The sequence below is a fragment of the Thermoplasmata archaeon genome (assembly GCA_036395115.1).
GTDB lineage: Archaea > Thermoplasmatota > Thermoplasmata > RBG-16-68-12 > RBG-16-68-12 > RBG-16-68-12.
This window is the reverse complement of the sequence record DASWDU010000032.1, coordinates 58,250-83,087: the sequence shown is the minus strand read 5'-3', so window position 1 is coordinate 83,087 and position 24,838 is coordinate 58,250. Positions and strand designations below refer to the sequence as shown.

29 protein-coding genes are annotated in these 24,838 nt (G+C 66.1%); 13 read left to right on the top strand and 16 right to left on the bottom strand.

Going from position 1 to position 24,838, the window contains the following annotated elements; translation table 11 throughout:
* Positions 1 to 75: 75 nt before the first annotated feature.
* The 4 genes from VF992_07670 to VF992_07655 all read right to left on the bottom strand — a co-directional run bounded on the left by VF992_07670 (position 76) and on the right by VF992_07655 (position 2,238).
* Positions 76 to 291: a hypothetical protein gene (locus tag VF992_07670; GenBank protein ID HEX9341028.1), complete on the bottom strand. Its 216-nt coding sequence runs from the start codon at positions 289 to 291 to the stop codon at positions 76 to 78.
* A gap of 132 nt (positions 292 to 423) precedes the next feature.
* Positions 424 to 744 carry a hypothetical protein gene (locus tag VF992_07665; protein HEX9341027.1) on the bottom strand — a complete coding sequence of 107 codons (321 nt, stop codon included), beginning with the start codon at positions 742 to 744 and terminating at the stop codon, positions 424 to 426.
* A 57-nt stretch (positions 745 to 801) separates the two neighbouring features.
* Positions 802 to 1,002, bottom strand: coding sequence for a dodecin domain-containing protein (locus tag VF992_07660; protein ID HEX9341026.1), 201 nt, complete (start codon positions 1,000 to 1,002; stop codon positions 802 to 804).
* Positions 1,003 to 1,062: 60 nt separating this feature from the next.
* Positions 1,063 to 2,238 carry a hypothetical protein gene (locus tag VF992_07655; GenBank protein HEX9341025.1) on the bottom strand — a complete coding sequence of 392 codons (1,176 nt, stop codon included), beginning with the start codon at positions 2,236 to 2,238 and terminating at the stop codon, positions 1,063 to 1,065.
* A 103-nt stretch (positions 2,239 to 2,341) separates the two neighbouring features.
* Between VF992_07655 and VF992_07650 the strand changes: the two genes are divergently transcribed.
* Genes VF992_07650 through truD form a run of 3 tightly spaced genes read left to right on the top strand, consistent with a single transcriptional unit; the run spans position 2,342 to position 4,304 of the window.
* Positions 2,342 to 2,725, top strand: coding sequence for a VOC family protein (locus VF992_07650; GenBank protein ID HEX9341024.1), 384 nt, complete (start codon positions 2,342 to 2,344; stop codon positions 2,723 to 2,725).
* 27 nt (positions 2,726 to 2,752) lie between these two features.
* A complete protein-coding gene (locus VF992_07645; protein ID HEX9341023.1) occupies positions 2,753 to 3,028 on the top strand; it encodes a DNA-directed RNA polymerase subunit L in 276 nt (91 codons plus the stop codon).
* A gap of 4 nt (positions 3,029 to 3,032) precedes the next feature.
* Entirely contained in the window at positions 3,033 to 4,304 is a 1,272-nt protein-coding gene (gene truD / locus VF992_07640; GenBank protein HEX9341022.1) for a tRNA pseudouridine(13) synthase TruD, read from the top strand.
* Positions 4,305 to 4,348: 44 nt separating this feature from the next.
* Here the strand turns inward: truD and VF992_07635 are convergent, their stop codons facing one another.
* Positions 4,349 to 4,873, bottom strand: a complete 525-nt coding sequence (locus tag VF992_07635; protein ID HEX9341021.1) for a winged helix-turn-helix transcriptional regulator — start codon at positions 4,871 to 4,873, stop codon at positions 4,349 to 4,351.
* Positions 4,874 to 4,877: 4 nt separating this feature from the next.
* Positions 4,878 to 5,135 (bottom strand): hypothetical protein, encoded by a 258-nt coding sequence (locus VF992_07630; GenBank protein HEX9341020.1) that lies wholly within the window; start codon positions 5,133 to 5,135, stop codon positions 4,878 to 4,880.
* A 158-nt stretch (positions 5,136 to 5,293) separates the two neighbouring features.
* On the opposite strand from VF992_07630, the gene VF992_07625 reads away from it, so the two are divergent.
* Together VF992_07625 and VF992_07620 are read left to right on the top strand one after the other, a co-directional pair.
* Positions 5,294 to 6,529: a hypothetical protein gene (locus VF992_07625; GenBank protein HEX9341019.1), complete on the top strand. Its 1,236-nt coding sequence runs from the start codon at positions 5,294 to 5,296 to the stop codon at positions 6,527 to 6,529.
* Positions 6,530 to 6,635: 106 nt separating this feature from the next.
* Positions 6,636 to 6,839, top strand: a complete 204-nt coding sequence (locus VF992_07620) for a hypothetical protein (protein ID HEX9341018.1) — start codon at positions 6,636 to 6,638, stop codon at positions 6,837 to 6,839.
* A gap of 21 nt (positions 6,840 to 6,860) precedes the next feature.
* Here the strand turns inward: VF992_07620 and VF992_07615 are convergent, their stop codons facing one another.
* From VF992_07615 to VF992_07595, 5 genes are all read right to left on the bottom strand, one after another.
* Positions 6,861 to 7,280, bottom strand: a complete 420-nt coding sequence (locus VF992_07615) for a DUF296 domain-containing protein (GenBank protein ID HEX9341017.1) — start codon at positions 7,278 to 7,280, stop codon at positions 6,861 to 6,863.
* A 4-nt stretch (positions 7,281 to 7,284) separates the two neighbouring features.
* Positions 7,285 to 8,244, bottom strand: coding sequence for a hypothetical protein (locus VF992_07610; protein ID HEX9341016.1), 960 nt, complete (start codon positions 8,242 to 8,244; stop codon positions 7,285 to 7,287).
* Positions 8,244 to 8,636 carry a hypothetical protein gene (locus VF992_07605; GenBank protein HEX9341015.1) on the bottom strand — a complete coding sequence of 131 codons (393 nt, stop codon included), beginning with the start codon at positions 8,634 to 8,636 and terminating at the stop codon, positions 8,244 to 8,246. The genes VF992_07610 and VF992_07605 overlap by 1 nt, the downstream gene beginning before the upstream one ends.
* Before the next feature lie 56 nt (positions 8,637 to 8,692).
* Positions 8,693 to 9,268, bottom strand: coding sequence for a hypothetical protein (locus VF992_07600; GenBank protein ID HEX9341014.1), 576 nt, complete (start codon positions 9,266 to 9,268; stop codon positions 8,693 to 8,695).
* Positions 9,269 to 9,337: 69 nt separating this feature from the next.
* Positions 9,338 to 10,603, bottom strand: coding sequence for a PQQ-dependent sugar dehydrogenase (locus VF992_07595; protein HEX9341013.1), 1,266 nt, complete (start codon positions 10,601 to 10,603; stop codon positions 9,338 to 9,340).
* Positions 10,604 to 10,812: 209 nt separating this feature from the next.
* Here VF992_07595 and VF992_07590 point away from each other — a divergent pair, with 209 nt between their 5' ends.
* Both VF992_07590 and VF992_07585 read left to right on the top strand, forming a co-directional pair.
* A complete protein-coding gene (locus tag VF992_07590) occupies positions 10,813 to 11,556 on the top strand; it encodes a uracil-DNA glycosylase (protein ID HEX9341012.1) in 744 nt (247 codons plus the stop codon).
* A gap of 709 nt (positions 11,557 to 12,265) precedes the next feature.
* Positions 12,266 to 13,588 carry a cyclic 2,3-diphosphoglycerate synthase gene (locus VF992_07585; protein ID HEX9341011.1) on the top strand — a complete coding sequence of 441 codons (1,323 nt, stop codon included), beginning with the start codon at positions 12,266 to 12,268 and terminating at the stop codon, positions 13,586 to 13,588.
* Positions 13,589 to 13,619: 31 nt separating this feature from the next.
* Here VF992_07585 and VF992_07580 read toward each other — a convergent pair whose 3' ends face one another.
* A complete protein-coding gene (locus VF992_07580) occupies positions 13,620 to 13,937 on the bottom strand; it encodes a hypothetical protein (GenBank protein ID HEX9341010.1) in 318 nt (105 codons plus the stop codon).
* A 98-nt stretch (positions 13,938 to 14,035) separates the two neighbouring features.
* On the opposite strand from VF992_07580, the gene VF992_07575 reads away from it, so the two are divergent.
* Positions 14,036 to 15,979 (top strand): enoyl-CoA hydratase-related protein, encoded by a 1,944-nt coding sequence (locus VF992_07575; protein ID HEX9341009.1) that lies wholly within the window; start codon positions 14,036 to 14,038, stop codon positions 15,977 to 15,979.
* A 35-nt stretch (positions 15,980 to 16,014) separates the two neighbouring features.
* Here the strand turns inward: VF992_07575 and VF992_07570 are convergent, their stop codons facing one another.
* On the bottom strand, positions 16,015 to 17,199 hold the full coding sequence (locus VF992_07570; GenBank protein HEX9341008.1) for a CaiB/BaiF CoA-transferase family protein: 1,185 nt from the start codon (positions 17,197 to 17,199) through the stop codon (positions 16,015 to 16,017).
* Positions 17,200 to 17,292: 93 nt separating this feature from the next.
* Between VF992_07570 and VF992_07565 the strand changes: the two genes are divergently transcribed.
* Entirely contained in the window at positions 17,293 to 18,438 is a 1,146-nt protein-coding gene (locus tag VF992_07565) for a thiolase family protein (GenBank protein HEX9341007.1), read from the top strand.
* A gap of 18 nt (positions 18,439 to 18,456) precedes the next feature.
* Here VF992_07565 and VF992_07560 read toward each other — a convergent pair whose 3' ends face one another.
* Positions 18,457 to 18,891, bottom strand: a complete 435-nt coding sequence (locus VF992_07560; protein ID HEX9341006.1) for a CBS domain-containing protein — start codon at positions 18,889 to 18,891, stop codon at positions 18,457 to 18,459.
* 120 nt (positions 18,892 to 19,011) lie between these two features.
* On the bottom strand, positions 19,012 to 20,016 hold the full coding sequence (locus tag VF992_07555; GenBank protein HEX9341005.1) for a UbiA family prenyltransferase: 1,005 nt from the start codon (positions 20,014 to 20,016) through the stop codon (positions 19,012 to 19,014).
* 197 nt (positions 20,017 to 20,213) lie between these two features.
* Here VF992_07555 and VF992_07550 point away from each other — a divergent pair, with 197 nt between their 5' ends.
* Positions 20,214 to 21,128, top strand: a complete 915-nt coding sequence (locus VF992_07550; GenBank protein HEX9341004.1) for a hypothetical protein — start codon at positions 20,214 to 20,216, stop codon at positions 21,126 to 21,128.
* Here the strand turns inward: VF992_07550 and VF992_07545 are convergent.
* Entirely contained in the window at positions 21,125 to 21,514 is a 390-nt protein-coding gene (locus tag VF992_07545) for a hypothetical protein (protein ID HEX9341003.1), read from the bottom strand. The two genes, VF992_07550 and VF992_07545, sit on opposite strands and share 4 nt — an antisense overlap.
* A 144-nt stretch (positions 21,515 to 21,658) precedes the next feature.
* Between VF992_07545 and VF992_07540 the strand changes: the two genes are divergently transcribed.
* The 3 genes from VF992_07540 (at position 21,659) to VF992_07530 (ending at position 24,817) form a co-directional block, all read left to right on the top strand.
* Positions 21,659 to 23,482 (top strand): carbon starvation CstA family protein, encoded by a 1,824-nt coding sequence (locus tag VF992_07540; GenBank protein ID HEX9341002.1) that lies wholly within the window; start codon positions 21,659 to 21,661, stop codon positions 23,480 to 23,482.
* A 124-nt stretch (positions 23,483 to 23,606) separates the two neighbouring features.
* Complete coding sequence (locus VF992_07535) at positions 23,607 to 23,816, top strand: hypothetical protein (protein ID HEX9341001.1); 210 nt, start codon at positions 23,607 to 23,609, stop codon at positions 23,814 to 23,816.
* Between the two features lie 8 nt (positions 23,817 to 23,824).
* Complete coding sequence (locus tag VF992_07530; GenBank protein ID HEX9341000.1) at positions 23,825 to 24,817, top strand: TRC40/GET3/ArsA family transport-energizing ATPase; 993 nt, start codon at positions 23,825 to 23,827, stop codon at positions 24,815 to 24,817.
* Positions 24,818 to 24,838 lie beyond the last annotated feature (21 nt).

Here is a 24,838-nt window from a genome sequence, read left to right as displayed (position 1 = left end):
CGAGCAGGCCGTTACCTCCTCTTGAGGGGAAACGTCGCGGTCGCTAAATGCGTTTGTTCCAAGGGCTGTTCATCTTCAGTTCATCGACGGAGCGCTCACGCGCGGCCTCGAGCGCCACCACAGCAGCCCGGCGATTCCGATCAGGCCGATCCCGATGATGTCGTGCACAAAGTGAAGGTTGCCCAGTCCCACGGACTCGTGGTTCAGCGGAAGTGGGTCTCGATGGAAGAGCAGGAAGTAGATTCCGGCGATCACCAGGACGACCGACGCGGTGAGTTCCATCCGCCGCATAGCCAGCCCCGCCTCGGACGCGCGGAAGTCCTACCGTGAACAATCAACGTTTCCCCAACTCCTCCTGTCTTCCAGTCGATCCCGTGCATCGGAGCGTCGCCGCCCTTCGACGCTCGGCCGGTCCGACCGAAGCTAGAGATCGATTGACTCGAAGTTCGCGAACAGGTCCTTTGACTCCTTGAGATTCCCGAGCGACTCGTACGTGCACGCCGCTTCGAACCGGGCCCACATCGCCCGCACCTGAGAGTTCTCGTGGGCCGTTTCGATCGCGGCCGCGGACTCCCATTCGAAGACCTCGACGAACGTGCCGTCGGCGGCCCGCATCAGGTACGGCGGTCGGTCCGTGACGAGGCCTTCCTTTCGAAGGATCGGGAGATGGTCCTTCAAGACCTCTCGAAGCTGCTGTTCTTTCCCTCGCTTCAGTCGATACGCCGCGATTGCGTAGATGCCCATCGCCGATCCGCCCCGCAGCGCGCATGGCCGAGGCGGGCCGAGCCGATTGCGGTCGCTTCAGCGTTCGATGTCGAAGTAGATCCGCACCATCGTCCGGTACGCTTTCACCTTCGGACCGTCGAGGTCCATCTCGAGTTCCCCCACCCGCGCCCACCGGATTCCCCGCACGGTCTTCGCGGCTTCCGCGACCGCGTTCGAGGCGGCCTTCGCGAAGCTCTCCGGCGAGGTCCCGACGATGTCGATGATCTTCTGGACCATCCGAGTCACCCGCGGGGCGATGGCATCGCGGGCATTTGTTCGCTTCGCATCGTGCCTGGCTCAGCCGGCCTCGACTTTTCCCGGCTCGGGGAACTTCTTCAGGACCGCCGTGAGCGCGGCGGCCTCCGTGCGCATCGATTCAACATCCTTCTCGAGGAGCGCCCGCCACTTCCGGGCCGCCGCGTCCCCGTGGGTCGCGTACAACCGCGCCGCCGATTGCAACGCCTCGAACCGGCCGTTGTTCAGGGACGCAATCAGGAGGTGTCCCCTCACGGCCGCATCATTCACGTTCGAGATCCGCTCGAGGTATTCGACGATCGCGGGCATCCGACGGCGGAGCATCGTCGCGTCTTCGCTCCACTGGATCTGGAGGGTTCGGCGCTCGTCGTCGCGCACCGCCTTGAGCCACGACCACGCGGACTCCAGCGCGCTCCGGATCAGACGGGAATCGCCGAATACGTGGGTGAGCTTCGCGTCCGAGTACGCCGGCAGCTCGAGGAGGCCGTAGAACGAGCGGCTGCGGAACGCCTCCCCCTGCGGGCTCGCGTTGTTCAGTAGGCGCATGAGCGGTTCCGGGTCCGAGTTTGGCGGCGGCGCGGGGACGCCGATGCCGCGGCCTTGGGCGGCCTCGAGCAGGAGCGGGATCGCGACGTCCGCTCGGCTCCGTGCGAGGAAGTCCAGGTACGCGGCCGTCGCGGCCTCGTTGAACGCGTCGACGTCCTCGTTGAACGCCCGCGCGTCCTCCGGGGACATCGGCGGTTTCGGGATCTTCTCGAGCCGCTCAATCTGGGTCCGCAGCTGACGGATTCGCGCTTCCACGGTCTTGTACGATTCGCGGTACCTGCCTTGGAGGTCGCGCACGTCGGCGCCCTGCTGCGCGACCTTGTCGAGCTTGCGCCACGCCCTCCGCGCGCCGTAGAAGTCCCGCTTCCGCGCCTTCCGCAGCGAGGCATCGAGGGCGGCGACGAGGCGGGGCGAGAGCCGCTTCTCCTTCAAGGCTTTCGCGAGGTCCGCGGCGACCGTGTCGACGTCCCGCGTGAAGATCCGCACCTGCCGCCAGTTGTCCACCTCGCTCTCCCGGATGAGGCGGTCGATCCGCTCGCGGAAACGGTCGAGCGTGCCGTCGATGAGGCCCGGGAGCCCCTCGACCTTCTTCCGCGCCCGCTCGATCGACTCGAGGAGATCCTCCGCCTCGCTCGCGAACGTCTCCGCGGACGGCGGCTCGGGCGCGGGCATCGGGAGTCCGCGATGGGCCCACGCGCTATTTAGATTCCTTCGGACGGTCGCGGGAACAAGGGCCACGACCAGGTTCATAACGTCGGATCCAGATTCACGGCGCATGGCCGTGGTCAAAGACATCGGGCACGTCGTGATCCCCGTGGACGACATGGAGAAAGCGATCGCCTTCTATCGGGATGTTCTCGGTTTTCGCGTCGTCGGAAAAGTCAACCCCGTCTGGACGGTCGTGGAGGTTTCCGGAGGCCAGCTCACCCTCTATCGGAACTCGAAGCTGCCGAAAGTGGCCGGCGGTCCTGGGGGCGAGGGGACACCGTTCGAATTTCACGTGGACGACTTCGAGAAGGCCGCGAGCTTTCTGCAATCCCGCGGGATTCGGGTGAAGAAGGAAGGAGCCAACGCAGGGACCGTCTGGGATCCGTTCGGGAACGCCCTTCGACTTCACGACCACCGCGCGGACGAGGTCGGTTCTGCCGCAAAACCTTAAATCGGCGCAGCCGCTCCGCACCCTTCCATGCAGATGCGTCTCCTCGAGAAGCAGAAAGACTCCGTCCGGATTGAGATCCTGAACCCGGACGATACGGTCATCTATCCGCTCATCACGGCCCTCCTGAAAGACCCGGACGTCGAGGACGCGCTCTACTACACGGGGCACCCGCAGCTCGACAAGCCGGTCCTCACGGTCAAGGTGAAGAAAGGCAGCCCGCAGGCCGCGCTGAAGCGGGTCGCGGAGAGCCTCGCCTCGGAGTTCGGCGGCGCGAGGCAGACCCTGGAGAAGGAGCTCGCGTAGGCTCATGGAGCGCGACGTCGGGATCGAAGGGTACCTGACGTCCACGCCCGGGGTCGGCGGCATCCTCAAGGAGACGGCGGACGATTTCGCCGTCGAAGAGGTCTCCTCGCCACCGCCGACCGTGGCCGACGGCCGGTACGCGATCGCGGCGCTCCGCCTGCGGAACTGGGAGACGAACCGCCTCGTCCGGGAACTCGCGCGCGCGTTGCACATCAGCCGCCGGCGAATCGGCTTCGCGGGGACGAAGGACAAGCGGGCCGTCACGACGCAGCTGTTCTCGTTCGAGGACGTGGCGCCCGACGCGATCCAAGGCCTCCGGCTCAAAGACCTCGACGTCGTGGACGTGTTCCGGTCCGACCACCCCCTCGAGATCGGCGACCTCCTGGGCAACCGCTTCCGGATCCTCGTTCGGGATCTTGCGGTTCCACCCGAGACGGCCGCCAGGACCGTCGAAGAGACCGCGCGGCAGCTCCGGGCGTTCGGCGGCTTTCCGAACTTCTTCGGGGTGCAGCGGTTCGGCTCCGTGCGGCCCATCACGCATGTCGTCGGTCGCCACATCGTGCGAGGCGAATTCCGGGAGGCCGTCGAGGCGTACGCCGCGAATCCGATCGAGGGCGAGGATCCGGAATCGTACGAGGTCCGTGCGGCCCTGCGCGACACGGGGGATGTGCGTGCGGCCCTCCGGACGTACCCGAGGTCGTACGGATTCGAGAAAGCCCTCCTGAATCATCTCGCCGCGCATCCCGGCGAATACGTGGGCGCGTTGCGGCAGCTGCCCTTCAATCTGCTCCTGATGTTCGTGCACGGGTACCAATCGTACCTCTACAACCGGATGCTCGCCGAGCGGCTCCGGCGCGGCCTCCCGATCCACGAGCCCGTCGCGGGGGATCTCGTGTTGCCCGCGGACCGCCTCGGGCTTCCGGATCGCGATCGGCTCGTCGACGTCACATGCGACAACCTGGGTCGTGTGACGGAACGGTGCCGGGAGGGGAAGGCGTGGGTGAGCGGACTCCTGTATGGCTCCGAATCGGATTTCGCCGGAGGCGAGCCCGGGCAAATCGAGAAGCAGATCGTCGCCTCAGAGGGGCTTCGACGGGAGGACTTCATCATCCCGGAACTCCCTCGGCTTTCGTCGAAGGGGACGCGACGCGAGATCCTCGCGCCGTTCCGCGACCTCGACGCCGCGGTGGTCGGCAACGGACTCGGGGTGAGCGTCGAACTCACGCGAGGCGCCTACGCGACGTGCTTGCTGCGCGAATTCATGAAGGCGCCGTGACCGCGCTTATGCCCAATTGGGCATAACTCCCGCCTCCGGGACGGTCACGTACGCATCTTCGTCCAGAGGTCGGCGAATCGGTCGACCGCATCGTCCTGGAAGCTCGACCGGTTCGCGAGGAGGAGTTTTCGCACCTCCTCCATGTCCTTGATCGTGAAGACGCTCTCCCGCTCCCGCTTCGTCCGGACGAGCAGGTCCCGTTGCATCAGTTTCTGCAGGTGATACGACAACGTCGACTTCGAGACGCCGACGCTCATCTGCAGGTCGGCGAACGTCCGGTCGCCGTACGTCAAGAGCTCGAGCATGATCTTGCGGGGCACGTCCTGTCGCAAGACCGCGAGGATCCGCCGCTGCGCCTCGACGAACGCGCGGGCGATGAAGTATCGCTTGCGATGGCCGTCCTCCTCCGCCTTCAGGACGCCGTTCCGCTCGAGGTATCCGAGGTGGTAGGAGAGCATGCCCGTCGACATGCCGAGCGCCTGCCCGATTCGCCGGAGGTGGACCCCCGGGTTCGCCGTGAGGAAGTCGTAGATCCGACGGCGGCTTTCCAGTTCAAGGCCTTCTGACATGCAATCACCGCAACAGCGCGAGGTAGAGCGACACGAGCACCGCGAGGTTCAGGGCGAGCCAGGGAGTGCCGACGGAAGGCGTCGGCGCCGTCGCGATTTCGGCGAGGAGCCAGACGCCTTGCGCGAGGAACAGGCCGAACGCGGCACTCAACAGGAGGAAACGCCGCTCCCGGTGTCGCACGTACGACTTCACGGACACCGTCGCGAGGATCGCCGCGAAGCCGGCGAACGATACGCGCAGGAAGACGTCCCACGGACCCATGTCAGGGCGACGCATGCCGGTTCGGGATAAAGATACTTTGCGTACAGCGGTCGAAACGCGTCCGAGGGCGGCGTCGTCGACCGGGTTCGAAGGGCGTCCCAAGGAGTTGCCCGGCCGGACCAAAAGCGGCATATCGTCGAACGGACAGTAATTGGTAGATGGAGGACGGCAAGGGCGCGTGCGCAAATCTCGCAAAAGCGGCGGCGGCGTTCACGGTGCTTTCACTGCTGCCCGTCGCACTCAGCGGATCTGCCCCCTCTCACGCGCCCTCCGGCCTCCTCCCTATTTCGTCGTCCGCGGTGCCGAGCGCCTCGATCGACGCGGACACGCCGTACTCGTCCCTCCTCTTCGGCTCGTTCGAGTACAACCAGACGCGCGGCGACGTCCTGGGGACCTACGTCTCGTTCACGTACACGGAACCGATGGGCCCGTTCCGCTCCTACGTCACCGCGGGACCGAACGCCACCGTGCGGTACGTCGACTCGATCGATATCGGGCCCTTCCTCCCGTTGCGCGACCCGCAGCTCCGCGGGCCGACGTTCTACGTGCAAGGATTCGACGTCGAGGTCCGCGCCCACGACGATCCGACGGGGCTCTTCGAGATCCGGACGACGGCCCCGCGCACGGTGATGATCGAGCTGCCGGCCTCGGCCACGAACATCTCGCAGCACGCGACGGCGACCGCGTGGCCGGGCTCGTGGCCGGCGTCGTCGGTCTCGTACACGATCGGTGGGGCGCACGCGCGGTTCGTCCTCGGCGCGGGCTCCTTCGTCCTCTCGGGCACCCAGGTCGTCGCGCAGATGGCGTCGTCCGACCTGCTCGTCTTCAAGGCGATTCCCACCGCCACACCGTACAAGGCGGAATGGAGGGCCGTCCTCGACGCGATCACCGCGGGCCAAGTCGTCGCGGAGTTCGATCTCGTCGCAACGTCCGGCGGAGGCTGGGTCGAGAATTCGGCCCGCTACCGGATCGACGTAGCGGCGTGGCCACAGCGGGTCGCTCCGGGCAAAGCGACGGTCCGGGTGAACTCGTCCGCTCCCGTCCGGGCGGTGGTCCTCCTCGCGTTCGACCCCGACACGATGCCCGTGGACCCGACCCGAACGCTTCACGTGCGGGCAAACGGCGTCGAGGTCAACATCACCGCGGATACGCTCGGCCTCTTCTACGCGCCGGACTCCGGCGCGACGACCCCAGCGTATGCGGTCCTGCCGCTTCCGGGGACCGTCCTGGCGGTCTACCTCCCGAGCCTCGCGCCGACGTCCCTCGACGTGGAGAGTGCGGTCCCGCCGCCGCCCCGCATCGCGTTCGGAGCGGATTCCTCCCTCGCCCTCATCATGGCGATGCTCATCGTCGCGGCGGCCGCCACGGGGATGTTCCGCCGGCGAGAGCCCTAGCCCGCGCGCCACCGTGCCGTCACAGCTTGCGGGGCCCGCATCGGAGAAGGTCGGCGGAATCACGGACCGCACACGTACAAATATCGGGCCAGGCATCGCCGCCAACGTGGCCCCGGACGAGGTGTGCGGCGTCGTGGATTGCGGGAAGGCGGCGAAACGGTCCCTCTCGACGCGAAAGGTGAAGGAAGCCCTGCCGGAGCTGAAGCTGATCGGCGAACCCCGGCGCGTCCACCTCTGCAAGGACCACTACCGCGCGTTCCGGAAGAAGACGAAAGTGGAACGTGAGATCGAGAGGGCGACATGGGAGTGAGGGGCGACCGCGACGGCGGGTTCACTCGAGGACGAGCTCCCGCAGCCCCGTCCTTTCGTTGAACACGCGGTTCATCTGGATCGTGTCGAAGCGCACCAACTGGATCTCGTTCACGACCGCGGTCCTCGCACGGAACAGGTGGCCACCGAGGACGCCGTGGTCCGGCCTTCCGACCGCGATGTGGAGATGGAGCTTCGGGTCGCCGCGCATCGCGATGCTGCCGTGCAACGCGAGGAGCTCGTGACGGTCCCGGAACGCGGATTTCTCGTAGCCGCTCGGCCCGAAGAACCCGATCTCGAAGTCTTGGACCATCCCGATCCCCCAGAGGACGGAGCCGTTCTCCAGTCCGTGCGTCGTCGCGGTCGCCTCGATGCTCGGGAAGAGATCCTCCCCGTCAGAGAGTTTCAGCAGGACGGTGTTGCCTTCCCTTCGGCTGTCCATGGGCTCACCTCGTGAGCAGCGCCTCGGCCTTGATCTTGAGGCGGCGTTCGACCGCCTTCGCGAGGTCTCTCGCATTGCTGAACGCCGTGTACACGCGCCGCGGACCGCACGCGGCGATGAAGTCGATGACGTCCTCGAAGTCGCCATGGTCGCTCAGCGGGAACTGCGCGTCCAGGCCGTAGCGGCGCGTGTAGTCGAAGAACGCGCACCAGCCGCTCACGTATGCGGACCGCAGGCCGATCGACCCAAGCCACGAGACGCTGTCGTCGAGCGGGGGGCGCAGCCATCCCGGCGGCAGGACGTAGACGCGCGGGTCGTTTCGTTCCGCCTCCGCGATCCCGGAGATCCGCCGGTATCGGAGCGGGATGCCGTGCCGCACGTAGACGTCCGCCAGGTCCGCGATCGTGTCGGAGACGGCGACCTCGACGCCGAGGCGGTTCGCGAGGGCGATCAGTTCCTGGCTCTTGCCGAACTCGTACCCTCCCAAGGCGACCGGCCCGCTCGCGAGCTCCATCTCGAGCCAGGTCAGGAGGTCCGATTCGACGTCGTGCTTCGGCGGGAAGCTGAATCCGGGCCGACCGTACGTCGCGTCGACGACCAGCGTCTGCACGTGCTCGGGCCGGGCGCGGCCGCACGTCGCCCCGCCTTCCGGATTGAAGTCGCCCGTGTACAGGAGGTCGTCGACGCGCGCCATGGCGGATCCGAACACGTGTCCCGCGTCCTTCAGGGTGACGCGGAAGCCGTTCATCTCGACCTCCCGACCGTAGGGCAAGGCGACGCCGCTCCCCGATCCGCGTCGGACGCGGAGGACCTCGAGCGTCTCCGGCGTCATCACGCCGCCCGACGTCAGGTGGTCCATGTGCCCGTGGCTCACGACGCTCCCGGGCGTCTTGCGGACCGGGTCGAGGATCACCTCCTTGAGCGCCTCCTGAACGAGGAAGCCACCCTCATAACGAACCCGCATCACGCCCGCCTCGTGAACACGTACCGCGTCGGCACGCGCCGCTTCAGGCCCGTCCAGTATTTGCACCGTTCGCAGCGATAGCCCAGGGTCACGGTCCCGCCGTACACCGTCATGTTCCGGACCTTCTTGAGCCGCGCCCCGCACACGGGACACTTGACGAGGGACCGCATCTCGTCCGTGTCGCGGCAATTGATTTCGAGGTCCACGAGGCCCGAGTCGATCGCCAGGAGCCGGAGCCGCGGTTCCCCGACCCGGTAGCGCTCGTCCCCTCGCATGTCCTTCTCGACGAGCGCCTTGAGCCGTCGCTGGCTGTCGACGATCTGCCGCGTGCTGAACACCCGGACGAGACTCGCCCGCACGCGGTCGTCGTTCGGGATCCGATACGACGGCATCGGGTCGCGGAAAGGTCCGCGAGCTTACTAAGGCTTCCGGGACCGAGTCCGTGGCGCTACTGCGGGAGGAAGAGCGTCTCCCCGCTGACCTCCGTGTTGAAGTTGAACGGAGTGTCTTGGACGTTCAGGCGAACGCCTTCGTCCGCGCCTGCGGGTGCACTGCCAACGAGGCAGTCCACCGTGAGGACGCCGCTGAAGGTGACGCCCGGGAACTCGCTCGGGTGGATCGCGACGCGGAGGAGGGCGAGGCCCCCTTCGATCGTCGTGCCGTCGAAGTCGACGGTCCCGAACGACTTGAACGAGATGAGCCCGACGACGTCCCACGTCCCATGGGCGAAGACGGTCCCGTCCGCAAGGTGATGGACGAACGTGCCGCTGCCCGTCGCGTTCCGCGTCGCGGGGTTGAACGTGCCATCGCCTGCGATCTCGACGGTGTCTCCGTTATCCGCCCTCGAGACGTCCGGACAGGCGCCTTCCTCTCCGCAGAGGAACCCCGAGCCAACCAGGAAGGCTCTGACTCCTGAAGGCCGCCCGGCGGATGCCACGCCGCTGAGGCCCGCCGCGATCACGAATGCCGCCAACACCACGCTCACACCAACTAACGCCCGCCTCACGTTCGGACTGGAACCCATTCGCGACGCACCTCCGCCCCGGGCCCACCGCTGACCGAGGGGCCCTCGGGCGGATATCGCGACCAGGCCCTAAAGCTTGCGCCAGAATGCGGATGGTCGCGATTCAGGAACGACGGAGAGGGTGGGCCCGAGGAGGAGAGCCGGGAACGCGACTGCATCGGTCGACGTCGCGTTCGCTGCGACGAGCCGTTGGATCGTAGACTGCGTCGTGACCCAGAGGTAGCCGTCGGGACCCATCTCCACGTCCAAGATTCCTTCCGTTGCGGTCACCAGGATCGTCTGGCTCACGACGGCCGTTCCGTCCGCCGTGAGCCTCAGGTCGCGGAGCCCGTGGTCGTTCTGTATCCCATCCCACGCACCGAAGATGAGGTCGTTCTGAGATTCCGGGAGCAAGGAACCCGTGTAGAACGCCACATTGGTCGGAGCGAACGTCGGCGAGTACGAGGCGATCGGCATCACGGGGCTCGGGCCATCTCTGTTCGTGTCGGCTGGCGAAGGCGGATTCCCGCAGGACCCCGTGGGACCCCAGCCGTAGTTGCGACCCGCCTCGAGATGGTTGACCTCGTCGTTGCAGTCCGGCCCGTTCTCCGTGACGTATGCGTCGCCGGTGACGGGATGGAAGGCGACTCCGAACATGTTCCGGTGCCCGTACGTGTACACGAGGTTCTCCCAGCTCCCGCTCCCGTAGAACGGATTGTCCGAGGGCGGGCTTCCGTCCGGATTCATCCGGAGGACTTTCCCCAGGAGGCTCATCCCGCTCTGTGCGAGCGAGGCGTACGTGTTCTCTCCGACCACCGCGTACAGCTTCCCGTCCGGCCCGAAGGCGATGACACCCCCGTTGTGGACGACGCCTCCGGTCAGGTCCGGCATCGTCAGGATGACGGAGTCGGAGGTCCCCACGTCGCCGTTCGCCCGGATCCGCACGATCCGATTGTAGACGGTGCCGTTCACCGAATCGTCGAACGTCTGGTATGCGTACACCCACGGGCTCGCCGGGAATCCCGGGTCGAGGGCGAGGCCGAGGAGCCCGCGCTCGCCCGAAGTGTCCGTATTCGTCAGCGTATAGAATGGGGTCGGGAGCACGATGCCCGCCTCGATGATCCGGATGGTCCCCGTGTACCGCTCCGCGTAGAACACGCGTCCGTCCGATGCGAACGCCAGGGCGATGGGCCACGCGAGGCCGGTCTGCACGGATTCGAGTTGCACGGCCGGGTTGCTGGGACCCGGTCCGGGTTCGGGCTGCGTGATCCACACCAAGATGTAGTCGAGGGCGACGGCCGCCGCGAGCGCGACGACGACGACAACGACGACGGTTCGCCACCGAAACGGCGTCACGGGCCTGGAAGGCCGGAGTCGCCTAAAGGCCCTTTGCCCGCGGACGGATCATTCCATCAGCGCGACGAGGCGGACGGGAGAGCCGGACACTCCCTCGAGGCGCAGTGGCAAGGCGAGCAGGAAGAACGTCGACGTGCGGAGGGGCGTTCGGGGGCCTTAGCGGTTTCCGCGGCGTGAAGCTTTTGCGCCCGATCCGATTCGGGAGGACGATGGCCTCCGACGACCTCGGGCGTCTGACCTCCGAGATCGTCGCTTGCCGCCGGTGCCCACGGCTCGTGCGGTACCGCGAGGGCGTGGCCCGCACGAAGCGCGCCGCGTTCCGCGACTGGACGTATTGGGGACGCCCGGTGCCGGGCTTCGGCGATCCACAGGCGCGGGTGCTCGTCGTTGGCCTCGCGCCGGCGGCCCATGGCGGGAATCGCACGGGGCGAGCGTTCACGGGCGACCGCAGCGGCGAGTGGCTGTATCGCGCACTCTACCGCGCAGGGTTCGCGAACCAGCCCACGTCGGTGTCCCGGGACGACGGACTCGCGCTGCACGATTGCTACATCGTCGCGGCGGTCCGGTGCGCACCGCCGCAGAACAAGCCGAGTCATGTGGAGTTTGCCCGCTGCCAGCCGTTCATAGAGCGGGAGATCGCACTCCTTCCGAACTTGCGTGTGGTCGTCGCCCTTGGCGCGGTGGCGATGGACGCCTTCCTGCGCGCGTGGCGGGCCCTAGGCCACAACGTCCCCACGCCGCGACCGAAGTTCCGCCATGCCGGTCGCTGGTCCATTCCGCCGGTCACCCTGCTCGCCTCTTATCATCCAAGCCAACGGAACACACAGACGAAGCTCCTCACGGAAGCGATGCTCGACAGCATCTTCAGGACTGCGAGCGTCCTGATCTCATCCAACAGCCAAGATTGGAAAGGTCTTTCCAAAGCGGGACGGCGCCCTCCCGTGGCCGCCTGACTAACTCTTTGTTCAGTAGGGCCACGGGGTGCGACCGGTGAGCGGCCTCCGTGGTCTCGTCGGCTCGTTTGGAAAGGTCTTTCCGAATGGGAGGTGGCGGCTCGGCCGGAAGGCGCGGAGCGGTCGTCGGGCCGGATTGTCGGAAATTAAGCCCACCGGAACGACAGCGGCGCGTCATGGCGTGTTGGAAAGGTCTTTCCAAAACCCGCGTCATCCAACTCGAACGGGGAGTCGTTCGAATGTGACTCCCATGGCCGAGAGATATGATTGCAGCTCACGGGAACGTGCTGGGGTCAGGAGGAAGACGGACTGGCCCAGCCATACGACCCCATCTCGCTCAATAAAGCCCGCGTACCGATACTCACGAGTGTTCCCGTTGACCCGCACACGATCCGTCCTTCCGAAGACGAAGTGAGCAATCGCGACCGCGGTGGCGTTGGCGGATCCCGGGACATCGTACGAGATGACTTCTAAGGGTTGACCTCGCCGCGATTGTGCAAAACGGCGAAGACGCTTCCGGACCAAGTACGACCGCATCCCTCGCATGCGATCACGATCGGCGTTTGGGGACATTAACCCAAGAGCGGGAGGTGGGCGAAAGTACCCGTTTGGAAAGGTCTTTCCAAAGAGTTCTCGCCACAATCGGGAAGCAGGGATCCCGCTCCGGTCCGCCAAAAAAGATAAGCCCCTTCGTCTGCTCCTCGTGCCCATGGCCGAGCCGCGCCGCGTGATCATCCTCGGGGCTGCGGGCCGGGACTTCCACAATTTCAACGTCTACTTCCGGGACAACGCGGCGTATGAGGTCGTCGCGTTCACCGCGACGCAAATCCCCGGCATCGAGACTCGCAGGTACCCCGCCTCCCTCGCGGGGCCGAGGTACCCGGACGGCGTCCCGATCTTCCCGGAGGAGGACCTGCCCCGGCTCATCGAGCGGTTCCACGCCCAGGCCCTCGTCTTCTCGTACTCCGATGTCGACTACGCGTACATCGGCCACCGGATCGCCCTGGCGAACGCGCACGGTGCGGACTTCCTCCTCCTCGGGGCGCAGGCGACGATGCTCAAGGCCGCCGTGCCTGTCGTCGCGATCTGCGCCGTCCGCACGGGCAGCGGGAAGAGCCAGACGACGCGCCGCGTCGCGAGCATCTTGCGGGCGCACGGCAAGAAGGTCGTCGTCGTGCGGCACCCGATGCCCTACGGCGACCTCGCGACCCAGGCAGTCGAGCGCTTCGCGACGTACGAGGACCTCGACACGTACAAGACGACGATCGAGGAGCGCGAGGAGTACGAGCCGCATATCGACAAGGGGACGGTCGTCTACGCCGGCGTGGACTACGAGAAGATCCTGCGGCAGGCCGAGCGTGAGGCGGAGATCATCCTCTGGGACGGCGGCAACAACGACACGCCGTTCTTCAAGCCGGACCTGCACATCGTCGTCGCGGACCCGCTCCGGCCGGGCCACGAGCTCTCCTACTATCCGGGCGAGACGAACGTGCGCATGGCGGATGTCGTCGTGATCAACAAGGTCGACTCGGCGACGCCGGAGAATGTCGAGACCGTGAAGCGGAACGTCCGTTCCCTCAACCCGGACGTCGTGATGGTCGAGGCCGCGTCTCCCATCACCCCAGACGACACCGTGCCGATTCGCGGCAAGAAGGTCCTCGCGATCGAGGACGGTCCCACGCTGACGCACGGCGGTATGGAGTACGGCGCGGCGTTCATCGCGGCGGAGCGGTTCGGCGCGGCGGAGGTGGTGAGCGCGGTTGGCCACGCGGTCGGCTCGATCAAGGAGACGTACAAGAAGTACCCGAACTCCCGCAAGGTCTTGCCCGCGATGGGCTACGGCCCGAAGCAGATCCGGGAGCTCGAGGAGACGATCGACGCGACGCCGTGCGACCTCGTACTGAGCGGCACGCCGATCGACCTGAGCCGCGTCCTGAAGACGAAGAAGCCCGTCGTCCACGTGCGATACGAGCTCGACGAGATCGGCCACCCGAACCTCGAGGACGTCCTTCGAGATTGGAGCTTCATCTGAGTCTCGTCCGGGCTGACGTCGTCGAAGCGGCTCAACGGTCGGGCTTGGGGCGGGCCCACGGGACCTTTTCCGGGTTCAAGCGGTAGTAGTCGTACAGCACCGCAACCGCCATCGCGAGGAGGAAGATGAGCCAGTCGACGGGATTCGTCACGGAGAAAAGGAAGCCGCTCGCGATCGCGGGCACGAGGACGATTGCCAAGAAGGACGCCCACACGACGCCGCGGACGATTCCGCTCCTGGGATTGTAGCCCCCTCTTCGCTCGAGGATTTCCGGGACCACGACGAACGGGACGACGATCGCGGCGACCGTCGCAATCACGATCCCGCCGGTCTGGAGGAGATCCGCCATCTTATCGCGGACAAGGAGCCCGCGGATACAAGGTTTCGCGCTTCCGGGGCCACACCTTTAACTCCGCACGGACCATCCACGGGATCGGACGCGTCTCGATGAAGATCGCGGTGATCGGCGCGGGGGAGATGGGCCACGGCATCGCGGAGCTCGCGGCCCTCCATGGCCACGACGTCCGGATGCGGGACATCAAGCAAGAATACCTCGACCGCGGGATGGAGCGGATCCGTTGGTCGCTGGGGAAGCTCGTCGAGAAGAGCCAGATCCGCCAGGCCGATGCCGACGCGGCCCTCGCGCGCATCCGCGCGACGCTCGATCTTCGGGAGGCGTGCCACGACGCCGACGTCGCGATCGAGGCGGTGTTCGAAGATGCCGAGCTAAAGAAGAAAGTGTTCCGGGAGCTCGACGCCGCCGCTCCGGAGAAGACGATCCTCGCCTCGAATACGTCCGCGTTGCCGATCACGAACATGGCCCTCGCGACGAAGCGGCCGCAGAAGGTCGTCGGCATGCACTTCTTCAACCCGCCGATGCTCATGCCGCTCATCGAGGTCATCCGCGCCGACCCGACCAGCGACGCGACGCTCGCCGCGGCGGTCGAGCTGACGAAGTCTCTGGGCAAGACGCCGATCGTCGTGCGGAAGGACGTCCCCGGGTTCATCACGACCAGGGTCCTCGGTCCGTACTTCGAGGAGGCCGCATGGATCCACGAGCAGGAAGGCATTCCCATCGAGGCGATCGACGCCGCGATGCGATTCCGCGCGGGGTTCCCGATGGGGCCGTTCGAGCTGGCGGACCAGGTCGGCGTGGACGTCCTGCACCATCTGATCGTGAATGCGAACCGGCCGATGCCGAAGGCCGTGCAGGCGCTCGTCGACGCGAAGAAGGTCGGCCGCAAGGCCGGAGCGGGCTTCTACGCGTACGCCGACGGCCGGCCGAAGCTCACGCCCGAGATGGGGGCGACGTTCGAGCCGATCCGGATCCTCGCGCCGATGATCAACGAGGCCGCGGAACTCGTGTCGATGGACGTCGCGAGCCCGGCCGAGATCGACGAGGCGATGCGTCTCGGGACGGCATTCCCGAAGGGCCCGCTCGCGACTGCGGACGATCTCGGAATCGACGTCGTCCTAGCAGCGCTAAAAGGACACGCGCGCTCCAAGCCCGCGAAAATCCTCGCGGACATGGTGGCCCGCGGGGACCTTGGCGTGAAGTCCGGCAAGGGATTCTACGAGCATCGAGACGATGATGCCATGACGAAGTACGAAACGCTCCTCGTGACGACGGACGCGGCGAGCATGGTGGCGACCGTGACGTTGAATCGACCCGACCGCCTGAACACGCTGAGCCCGCAGGTCTTCGACGAGCTCGATCAGTCGCTCCGCGAGCTCGACCGCAATGGGGACGTGCGGTGCGTCGTCATCACCGGGGCCGGCGACCGAGCATTCAGCGCCGGCGCCGACCTGACTTCGTTCAGCGACATCTCGAAGGCGTTCAAGGTCTGGCAGTTCTCCCGCCGCGCCGAGGAAGTCTTCAGCCGCCTGGCGAATTTCCCGAAGCCGACAATCGCCGCGATCAACGGCCATTGCTTCGGCGGCGGCCTTGAGCTCGCCATCGCATGTGACTTCCGGATCGCTGCGAAGCGCGCGAAGCTCGGACAGACGGAGGTCAACCTCGGCCTCGTCCCCGGAGCCGGCGGGAGCCAACGGCTCGTCCGCATCCTCGGACAACCGAAAGCGAAGGAGCTGGTGTTCCTCGGCTCGCGACTCGCTGCAGAGGAGGCGGCCTCCATCGGCCTCGTCACGAAGACGGTGGAGAACGAAGCGTTCGACTCGGAGGTCCGCGCCTTTGCGGAAAAGCTCGCGAAGCAGGCGCCCATCGCGATCCGCCTCGCGAAGGCGCTCCTGAACCGCAGCGGCGACGTACCGATTGACGCGGCGCTGGAGATGGAGGCGATGGCGTTCGGCCTGGTCGCATCGACGGAGGACATCTACGAAGGCCTGCAGGCGTTCATGGAGAAGCGGGAACCGAAGTTCAAGGGCGAGTGAACGACTTCCCATCCGTACGGGTCGAATAGCGCCCATCACTTCGCGATGACGCCTTTCTTCGTGAGATCCGCGATCTGGCGGCTGGTGTATCCGATGGATCGCAAGATCGAGTCCGTGTCCTGGCCTTTCTTCGGGACGCGCGCGGGATTCCGCGTCGTCGTGGCGCCATGCTTCGCCGGATGCGCGATCACTTGGACCTCCCGCAATCCGGGGACGTTCACCATGGGAAGCAGGCCGCGTGCCTTCACCTGAGGATCGACCACGACCTCCGGGACGCGCTTCACGCCCGTGATGGGCAGTCGGTCCTCGGCGAAGAGGCTCTCCCACGCTTCGAGCGATCGCTCGCGGAACTTCGTCGCCAACGTCTCCGCGACGGCGGCCCGTGCCTCCCCTTCCGCGAACTGTCGATCGGACAGCTCCGGCGCGCCGATCAGCTCGCACATCCGGGTCCAGAACTTCGGCTCGACCGTTGCGACGGCGAGCCATCGTCCGTCACTCGTCTCGTAGAGATTGTAGAACGGGAACACGCCGGTCAGGAGGGTCTCCCCCGCCACCGGTTCCTCCCCCGTCGCGAGGTACCGCGCGAGGCCGAGGACCATGAGGACGACCGCGGTGTCGTAGATCGCGACGTCGATGAACTCGCCTCGCCCGGTCCGGTCCCGAGTACGGAGCGCGGCGAGGATCGCGAGGGCCGCGTTGAACCCCGCGGCGAGGTCCGCGATCGGCACGCCCGGGATCGCCGGGCGGCGGTCGTCCCGGTTCCCCGTCACCGACAGGATCCCGGCGAGCGCCTCGAAGTTGAGGTCGTGGCCCGGGAGGTCCTTGTACGGCCCCGTCTGGCCGTATCCCGAAAAGGAGCAGTACACGAGCCTCGGATTCATCATCGCGAGCCCGTCGTAGTCCACGCCGAGCCGCGTCATCACGCCCGGCCGGAATTGCTCGACGACGACGTCCGCGCGGCGGGCCAGTCGCCGAAGAATCTCCTGTCCCTCCGGCGTCTTCAGGTCGACCGCGAGCGAGCGTTTCCCGCGGTTCACCATGAGGAACGGAAACGACGTGTCGTCGATCGTCGGCGGGACGGCCCTCATGTAGTCGCCAAGCCCCGGGTCCTCGATCTTGATGACGTCGGCGCCGAGGTTGCAGAGCAGCTGCGTGCAGAACGGGCCCGGGAGGAGGCGCGTGAAATCGATCACGACGATCCCCTCGAGCGCGGCCGGCATCGGGCGTGGAACCGGCGGCCTCGCTATCAATCTTCGGGCGCACTGGGGAATCTTCTTATCCGACGCGGTCCATGGTGTCGATCGAGGAACGAAATGCCCGAGGCCGTGATCGTCGAGGCGGTGCGCACCCCGATCGGGAAGCGGGGCGGCTCCCTCAAAGAATGGCGGCCCGACGACTTGGCCGCATTCGCGCTGCGGGCCCTCATCGACCGCGCGGGCATCGAGCCGAGGCTCGTCGAGGACGTCGTCCTGGGCTGCGTCACGCAGGTCGACGAGCAGGGGATGAACATCGGACGGCTCGCGCCGCTCATCGCCGGATTCCCGGAGTCCGTGCCGGGCACGAGCGTGAACCGGATGTGCGCCTCCGGACTGCAGGCGTTCAACTTCGCGTCGATGGAAGTCATGACGGGCCAGGCGGACGTCGTCGTCGCGGGCGGCGTCGAGTCGATGTCCCGCGTGCCGCTCGGCTCGGACGGCGGCGCCTTGAGCCCGAAGCTCCTCGAGAAATACGAGATCGTGCAACAGGGGATCTCGGCCGACCTCGTGGCGGACAAGTACCACGTGACGCGAGAGCAGATGGACGAGTTCTCCCTGTGGTCGCACCGCAAGGCGATCCGCGCGATCGACGAGGGCCGGTTCAAGAAAGAGATCGAGCCCGTCCCCGTGCTGGACGAGAACGGCAACAAGCGGATGTTCGACACGGACGAGCACCCTCGACGAAATACGTCCCTGGAGAAGCTCGCGTCCCTCCCGCCCGCCTTCAAGCCGGACGGACGGATCACGGCGGGCAACTCGAGCGGCATCAACGACGGCGCGTGCGCGCTCCTGATCACGAATCCGGAGACGGCGAAGGAGCTCAAGCTGGAGCCCCGCGCGCGGCTCATTTCCACGGGCGTCGCCGGCACGAACCCGACGATCATGCTCGACGGCACGATCCCTGCGATCCGCAAGGCGCTCGCGCGCGTGGATCTCAAGCCGGACGACATCGACCTCTGGGAGGTCAACGAGGCGTTCGCCAGCGTCCCGCTCGCGACGCGCGACACGATCGGTTTCGACGACGCAAAGCTGAACGTGAACGGCGGGGCGATTGGCCTGGGCCATCCGCTCGGGATGAGCGGCGCCCGCCTCATCATCACGATGCTCCACGAGATGGACCGTCAGGACGTCCGCCGGGGCCTCGCGACCCTGTGCATCGGCTTCGGCATGGGCGTCGCGACAATCATCGAGCGGCCCAGGTGAGCCCGGCGGTTCGCCGCGTCAGAGCATCGGCGACTGGCCGCGGGCGATCTGCGCGCTGATCGAGTCGATGTACTCCCGCATCCGTGCGAGGATCGTTTGCACGTGGATCACGCCGATGACCTTGCCGGCCTCGACGACCAGGACCCGCCGCGTGCCTTTCTCCGCCATCGTCTGCGCGACCTGGTCGATGCCCGCCTTCCCGTCGACGGACACGAGCGGGCCGGGCGTCATGACCGCCTCCAGGTGCACGTCGGCCGGATTCCGTCCCGCCGCGACGACCTTCGCAAGGACATCCCATTCCGTGACGATTCCGATCGGGTTCCCCATCGGCGCCTCGACGATGACGAACCCGTGGTGGCGGGCCGCCATCGCCTTCGCGGCTTCGAGGACCGAGGCAGCCGGCGCCATCGAGAGGAAGTCCTTCTCGACGATGTCCTTTGCGAACAGGGCCATGCGATGGACGTGAATGCGATTGTGGGGGCTTATGCCTTTAGTCCGAGCGCCGTCACACGGCCGCTTCCCGGTGCCCCGAGGTTGCGTGGTGGCACGAGGCGGTCCGCCGCCCGGACGGACTCAGCTCATCCCGCCCGTGAACCCGAACAGCATCAGGAGGACGCCGAGGCCCTGCGTGATCGAGAGCAACAGGAGGAGCGCCCAGATCTTCCCGACCGTCGGACGTCGAACGAAGAACGGATAGAAGGCGATCTGAAGACCGAGAAACGGCCAGAGGCGGCCCATCGCATCGACCGCGCCCGTCTCGGCGGCCGAGAACGGAAACGCGCGGAGCGTCCATCCGACCGCCAGCGCGAGCACGGCGAGGCACTGCAACACGAATCCGGTGAGGAGCGTCCGCTCCACCCCGAGCCGCACCGCGAGCGTCCGGATCCCGAACGCGCGGTCGCTCTCGTAGTCCGAGGCCGTCGTCGGAGCGTAGACGGCGCCGAGGAACAGCGTAATCGCGATGAAATACCACCACGGCGCCTGTTCGATCGGGCGCAGGAGGGACCAGCCGGCCGCGGGGCAGATCAGCCCGAAGCCCACCATGTTCGTGACGAGGTCCATGCCCGCGACGCCCTTCCAATGGAGGCGGGGATGGGAGTACGCCAGGGAGAGGGCCACCAGGACGACGGTCAGCAAGAGGAAGACGTACGGGCCCGTGGGGTTTGCCGCGCCGCCGTACACGATCAGGTTCTGGGAGATGTAGAATGCCAAGAGCACGCCGATCGCCGCGAATCCGATCGAGCCGAGGAGGAGCGTCTCCGGATCCGTGAGCTCCTCGACGATTTTCACGTATCGCTTGCGGGGATTCACTTGGTCCGTCGTGCGCATGTCGTAGTACGTGTTGAAGAGCAGCGTGAAGGTCCCGAGGAACGGGCCGACGACGAGTAGGGCGAGGACGACCCGCAGATCGTTGATGAACAGATGGCGATCCGAGGCGGATTGCGCGAGCACCCAGCCGATGTAAAGAGGCGCCATGGCGACGATCCAGAACTTCACGCCGCCGAGGGACAGGATGAGCTCCCACAAGTCGCTCGGGGCGATGTACAATTCCTTCGTGACCCGGATTTCGTCGCCCACGGTCTCGGGCCCGAATATTCGATGGGTTGGATAAAAGTGCCGCACCCACCGCCGCCGCGAGGTCCAAGATCGATCCCCACGCCGAGCCCCGTTCCCGCAAGAGTTCGCCGTCGGACTCGCGATCCTCGGCGCCGTGCTCGCCGCCGTGTGACGTCCGCTGCGTCAAGCTTTTCAACGCGCGTCCGTCTCGCCCTCGCGTGTTCCGGCCGTGGCGGAGCTTCCCGACGATGGTCGCCTCAGGCCTCGTCGTTGGATTCGCGACGGGAGGCTTCCCGGCCTACTCGAAAGAGATCTCCCAGCTGGCGCTGGCCGTCGGGATGGCGTTCTCCTTGTCCGAGATCACCTTGAAGGGAATTTCGCCCCGCGCCGAGGTCCGAGGCTTCCTCGTTTCGTTCGCCCTGAGTTACGTCCTGTTGAGCGGCGTCATCCTCGCGTTCGCCTACGTGAGCTACGAGGTGGCGATCCGGGACGGTTGGGTCCTCATGGCCGCCGTGCCCCCCGCCGTGGCCGTTGTGCCGATCACCGCCTACCTCAAGGGCGACACGCGCCGCGCGCTCGTCTCGTTGGCGACTCTGTATCTCCTCGGCCTCGCGCTCGTGCCCCTCATCACGCTCGCATTCACGAGCCAGGCGGTCCCGGTGTCGGAGCTCTTGCTGCAGACAGTCCTTCTGATCGGGGCGCCCCTCGTTGGGTCGCGTGCGATTGCGCACTGGCCCCGGGTGCGGGACGCCCGGATCACCGTCGTGAGCGTCACGTTCTTCTTCCTCGTCATCGCGGTCTCCGGTTCGACTCGCGATCCCTTGATCCAACGACCGGACCTGCTCGGGGTCCTGTCGGTCCTCGCGTTCGTTCGGACGTTCGGCGTTGGCAGCTTGGTGTTCCTCGCGGCGAGGGTGGCGCGCGCCCCCAGGGGGACGCAGCTTTCGCTCACGACGTTCGCGTCGTTCAAGAATCTCGGGCTCGCGGTCGTCCTCGCGTTCGCGATGTTCGGCCCGACCGCGACGTTGCCGTCGATCGTGTCCCTCATCTTCGAGATCGGGTGGCTAGCGTCGCTTCCGCTCGTGTTCCGGACGTTCGGCGCCCCGGACGCCGTCGCCGGGGGACCGGACTAGGCGGGCGACGGCCGCGCCACGAGCGCTCGAGAAACCGCGCCTCTCACCGGTTCGTAGTCCGTCGGGTCACGGAGCACCTCGTGGCCATCCACGATGACGGCGAATCCACGGCCGATCCGGTGCCGCAGCCCGAGCCAAACGCCGCGCGGCGAATCGAATCCGACGACCTCGATGCGAATCCGGTTTCCGAAGTCGCGGAACAAGTCTTCCGCGAGTTCGTGCGCACGCTCCGCATTCTCGATCATGAATGCCGGTGTCTCGCGGAGTTCCTCCGACCGCAGTGCCTCGACCGTACGGTTCGTGAAGGGCTGGGCGCAGGCGGGTCCGCACGGCTTGAGCATGGCGGGCAAGAGGCCGAGCAGTTGCACACGCGGAGGCCTGTACAATTCAATATCAGATGGCCGAACGACCCTATCTTGCTTCCGGCCGCGCGTGGCGCCGGCCGCCGGCAAGCGTGACTTTTTAAGGACCTGACACGCTTACCCATGGCGGGTCCTGGCAAGGGCCAGGGTGTGCGGGAGGCGGGCTGTGTGGTAGACTTTCTGGCAACTCCGTTCTTGTGGGTCATTGCGACGATCGTCCTGTATGGAATCGCGTATTGGGGGTACGCGAAGTGGATCGACCGGAACGTCTGGCGGTCCGACGCGAAGCGGACGACGCCTGCGCACATGTACATGGACGGCGTCGAGTACTTCCCGACGAGTCGGTACGTCCTCTGGGGCTACCAGTTCAAGAGCGTCGCGGCGCTCGGGCCGATCCTCGGCCCGTTCATCGGCATCACCTACGGCTGGTTGCCCGCCCTGCTCTGGATCATCGGCGGGAACTTCTTCATCGGATGGCTGCAAGACTACGGTGCGATGATGCTGTCCGTCCGCAAGGAAGGCCGCTCGTTCGGGCCGATCACCCATGAGTTCACGGGGGCCCGCGGACGGACGAACCTCCTCGCGTTCGTGCTGTTCTACCTCATCATCATCTCGGCGACATTCATCGCCTTGATCGCGTCCTTCTGGAACGCGTTCCCCGGAACGTTCGTCGCGACGATCGGGATCCTCCTTGCCGGCGTGTTGTGCGGCCAGCTCCTGTATCGCTTCAAGGTGAACGTCTTCGCGGTCACCGGAATCGGCCTTGCGCTCGTCGTCATCAGCATCTATCTCGGCGTCGCCGTCCCGGTCTCCCTGCCGTGGGGCGCATGGAATCTCCCGGTGTGGGCCTTCATTTGCGCCGTCATCCTGTATGCGGCCGCCGTCCTGCCGACGCCGATGTTCGTCCAACCGACCAACTATTTGGCGTTCTACCCGGCATACGCGGCGATCATCCTTATCCTGGTCGGCGCGCTCATGACTCCATTCTGGCCAATCCAGATCGGGTCGTTTGTGATCGGACCCGGTGCTCCGATTAGCGTCCAGATGCCCGCGGGACCGTTCTGGGTCGACCCTCAAGGGATCCTCGGACCGATATGGCCCATTCTGTTCGTGGCCATCGCGTGCGGGGCCATCTCGGGTTGGCACAGCCTCGTGAGCAGCTCGTCCTCCTCGAAACAACTCGACATCGAGACGGATGCCCTTCCGGTTGGCGGCGGCGCGATGCTGTCCGAGGGCCTTCTCGCCCTCGCCTCCCTGATCGCGTACATGGTCCTCGCGCCGTCGTTCTTCGCAGGTCGGACGAACGTGGCCGCATGGGTGGCCGGGGCGGTCGTCCTTACCTCCCCGTTCCTCGGGAATCTCACGACGGCGGTCCTGACGACCTTCTTCGGGCTCGTGCTCATCATCTACGCCCTGACCGTCCAGGCGCTCGTCACTCGGTTCTTCCGCCTGGTGGCGGGGGAAACGTGGGCGGAGGGGCGGTTCCGTGTGTTCGGGAACAAGCACGTGTCGACGGTTGTCGGCCTCGGCGTTCCGTGGGGCTTCGCGGTCTCGGGAAGCTGGTGGGCGTTGTGGCTCTACTTCGGCGGCGCAAACCAGCTCCTTGCGGGGCTCGCGATTATGCTGATCACGATCCACCTCGCGAGGACCCGCGCGCCGACGAGATATTCGCTCATCCCGGGAGTCTTCATGATTGTCACGACGCTCGCGGCACTCGTGTGGCAGACATGGACGTTCCTGTACTCGGTCTGGCTCTACACTCAAAACGACTCTTCGTGGGTCCTCCGGAACGTCCGGGGTCCAATCCAAACGGACAAGACCTATATCCTCGTCGCGGTCGGGATCAACGCGGTCTTTGTCCTCGTAGGCGTGGTCCTGTTCGCCGTTGGTGTCTCGATGGCGATCCGGCTGTTCCGCAGTTACCGGGCCAGCGTGGCCGAAGGCCGAATTCGGGCGCCCGCTGCGGCGGACGGCGGCGAGTTAGAGAAGTGACCGGCCAGCGGCGCGCGCATACGAACTATCGAAAGGTAGCGAGATGACAGAACCGAAGGACTCGTTGAAGCCGAAAAGGCGCGGCGGGAAGATAAAGGACGCGGCGAAGGGCGTCCTCTACGGGATGGCGGCCCACGGCCACGTCACCGCCGCCTTGCGCACGCGGATGTACCTCGAGCACCTCTTCATGTTCATCACGCTGGGCGACATGCTCGGCGTGCCCGTCATCCCGCCGTACTATTCCCTGAAAATCCTGCCGTACGCGGTCCCGAACATCAAGAGTTGGAAGCAGCGCGTGTTCCGGGAACGGGACTTTACGGACCAGGTCTTCTGAGGGAGTCCATGGGCCTCGCGTCGTACTTCGAGAAGAAAGGCGAGGCGGGGATCGTGATCTTCGCGGGGAAGGGAGGGCTCGGCAAGACGACGTGCAGCGCGGGCCTGAGCCACTACATGGCATCCAAGCGAAAGCGAAAGGTCCTCTGCTTTTCGACCGACCCTCAGGCGAGCCTGAGCGACATCTTCGATCGGGACATCTTCGGCAAGGGTCAGGTCCGCGTGATTCCGAATCTCGATGTCGTCGAGATCGATGCGGACCGACGCGTTGCGGACTACCAGGCCGAGGTCAAGCAGAAGATCCTCACGATGTACGGCCTCTCGGAGCTCCCGCCAGAAATCGAGGAGTACATCGACTCGACATCCGCGGAGCCGGCGATGTACGAGTCCGCCACGTACGACGCGATGGCCGACCTCGTGTCGACGAGCGGCCACGACCTGTACGTGTTCGACATGCCGCCTTTCGGCCACGGCGTGCGGATGATCGCGATGGCGGAGATCCTGAGCAAGTGGGTCGGCAAGATTACGGAGGCGCGGGAGAAGGCGCAGGAGTACGAGGCCGTCGCGGCGACGCTGAAGGGCGCGAAGATCTCCGAGGACGAGGTCCTGAAAGAGCTTCAGGAGATCCAGGCCAAGATCACGCGCTTCACGGACCTCATGGTCGACCAACGCCGGACGTCCTTCTTCATGGTCCTCATCCCGGAGCGAATGGCGATCCTCGACACGGAGCGGGCGCTCGAGATGTTCGATGCGCTGGGCCTGCAAATGGCAGGACTGATTGTGAACCAGGTGTATCCCGCGGAACTCGCCGACGCGAAGGGAGGCGAGGCGGTCGAGTTCCTCCGGAATCGCACACGGATGCAGCAGAAGTACCTCGAGGAGATCCGATCGAAGTTCGCCGGCAAGGTCGTCGCGGTCCTGCCGATGTATCCTCGCGAGCCCCGAGGCCTCGACATGATTGAGAAGGTCTCTCAGGACCTCCTGTTCGGTCCCGCGTTCTAGGGTGGTTCACTGACGACTCTT

Bases quoted from the DNA above. Each gene is read 5' to 3' on its own strand.
- VF992_07670 (HEX9341028.1), bottom strand. From the start codon at position 291: ATGCGGCGGATGGAACTCACCGCGTCGGTCGTCCTGGTGATCGCCGGA.
- VF992_07665 (HEX9341027.1), bottom strand. From the start codon at position 744: ATGGGCATCTACGCAATCGCGGCGTATCGACTGAAGCGAGGGAAAGAA.
- VF992_07660 (HEX9341026.1), bottom strand. From the start codon at position 1,002: ATGGTCCAGAAGATCATCGACATCGTCGGGACCTCGCCGGAGAGCTTC.
- VF992_07655 (HEX9341025.1), bottom strand. From the start codon at position 2,238: ATGCCCGCGCCCGAGCCGCCGTCCGCGGAGACGTTCGCGAGCGAGGCG.
- VF992_07650 (HEX9341024.1), top strand. From the start codon at position 2,342: ATGGCCGTGGTCAAAGACATCGGGCACGTCGTGATCCCCGTGGACGAC.
- VF992_07645 (HEX9341023.1), top strand. From the start codon at position 2,753: ATGCAGATGCGTCTCCTCGAGAAGCAGAAAGACTCCGTCCGGATTGAG.
- truD (HEX9341022.1), top strand. From the start codon at position 3,033: ATGGAGCGCGACGTCGGGATCGAAGGGTACCTGACGTCCACGCCCGGG.
- VF992_07635 (HEX9341021.1), bottom strand. From the start codon at position 4,873: ATGTCAGAAGGCCTTGAACTGGAAAGCCGCCGTCGGATCTACGACTTC.
- VF992_07630 (HEX9341020.1), bottom strand. From the start codon at position 5,135: ATGGGTCCGTGGGACGTCTTCCTGCGCGTATCGTTCGCCGGCTTCGCG.
- VF992_07625 (HEX9341019.1), top strand. From the start codon at position 5,294: ATGGAGGACGGCAAGGGCGCGTGCGCAAATCTCGCAAAAGCGGCGGCG.
- VF992_07615 (HEX9341017.1), bottom strand. From the start codon at position 7,280: ATGGACAGCCGAAGGGAAGGCAACACCGTCCTGCTGAAACTCTCTGAC.
- VF992_07610 (HEX9341016.1), bottom strand. From the start codon at position 8,244: ATGCGGGTTCGTTATGAGGGTGGCTTCCTCGTTCAGGAGGCGCTCAAG.
- VF992_07605 (HEX9341015.1), bottom strand. From the start codon at position 8,636: ATGCCGTCGTATCGGATCCCGAACGACGACCGCGTGCGGGCGAGTCTC.
- VF992_07600 (HEX9341014.1), bottom strand. From the start codon at position 9,268: ATGGGTTCCAGTCCGAACGTGAGGCGGGCGTTAGTTGGTGTGAGCGTG.
- VF992_07590 (HEX9341012.1), top strand. From the start codon at position 10,813: ATGGCCTCCGACGACCTCGGGCGTCTGACCTCCGAGATCGTCGCTTGC.
- VF992_07585 (HEX9341011.1), top strand. From the start codon at position 12,266: ATGGCCGAGCCGCGCCGCGTGATCATCCTCGGGGCTGCGGGCCGGGAC.
- VF992_07580 (HEX9341010.1), bottom strand. From the start codon at position 13,937: ATGGCGGATCTCCTCCAGACCGGCGGGATCGTGATTGCGACGGTCGCC.
- VF992_07575 (HEX9341009.1), top strand. From the start codon at position 14,036: ATGAAGATCGCGGTGATCGGCGCGGGGGAGATGGGCCACGGCATCGCG.
- VF992_07570 (HEX9341008.1), bottom strand. From the start codon at position 17,199: ATGCCGGCCGCGCTCGAGGGGATCGTCGTGATCGATTTCACGCGCCTC.
- VF992_07565 (HEX9341007.1), top strand. From the start codon at position 17,293: ATGCCCGAGGCCGTGATCGTCGAGGCGGTGCGCACCCCGATCGGGAAG.
- VF992_07560 (HEX9341006.1), bottom strand. From the start codon at position 18,891: ATGGCCCTGTTCGCAAAGGACATCGTCGAGAAGGACTTCCTCTCGATG.
- VF992_07535 (HEX9341001.1), top strand. From the start codon at position 23,607: ATGGCGGCCCACGGCCACGTCACCGCCGCCTTGCGCACGCGGATGTAC.
- VF992_07530 (HEX9341000.1), top strand. From the start codon at position 23,825: ATGGGCCTCGCGTCGTACTTCGAGAAGAAAGGCGAGGCGGGGATCGTG.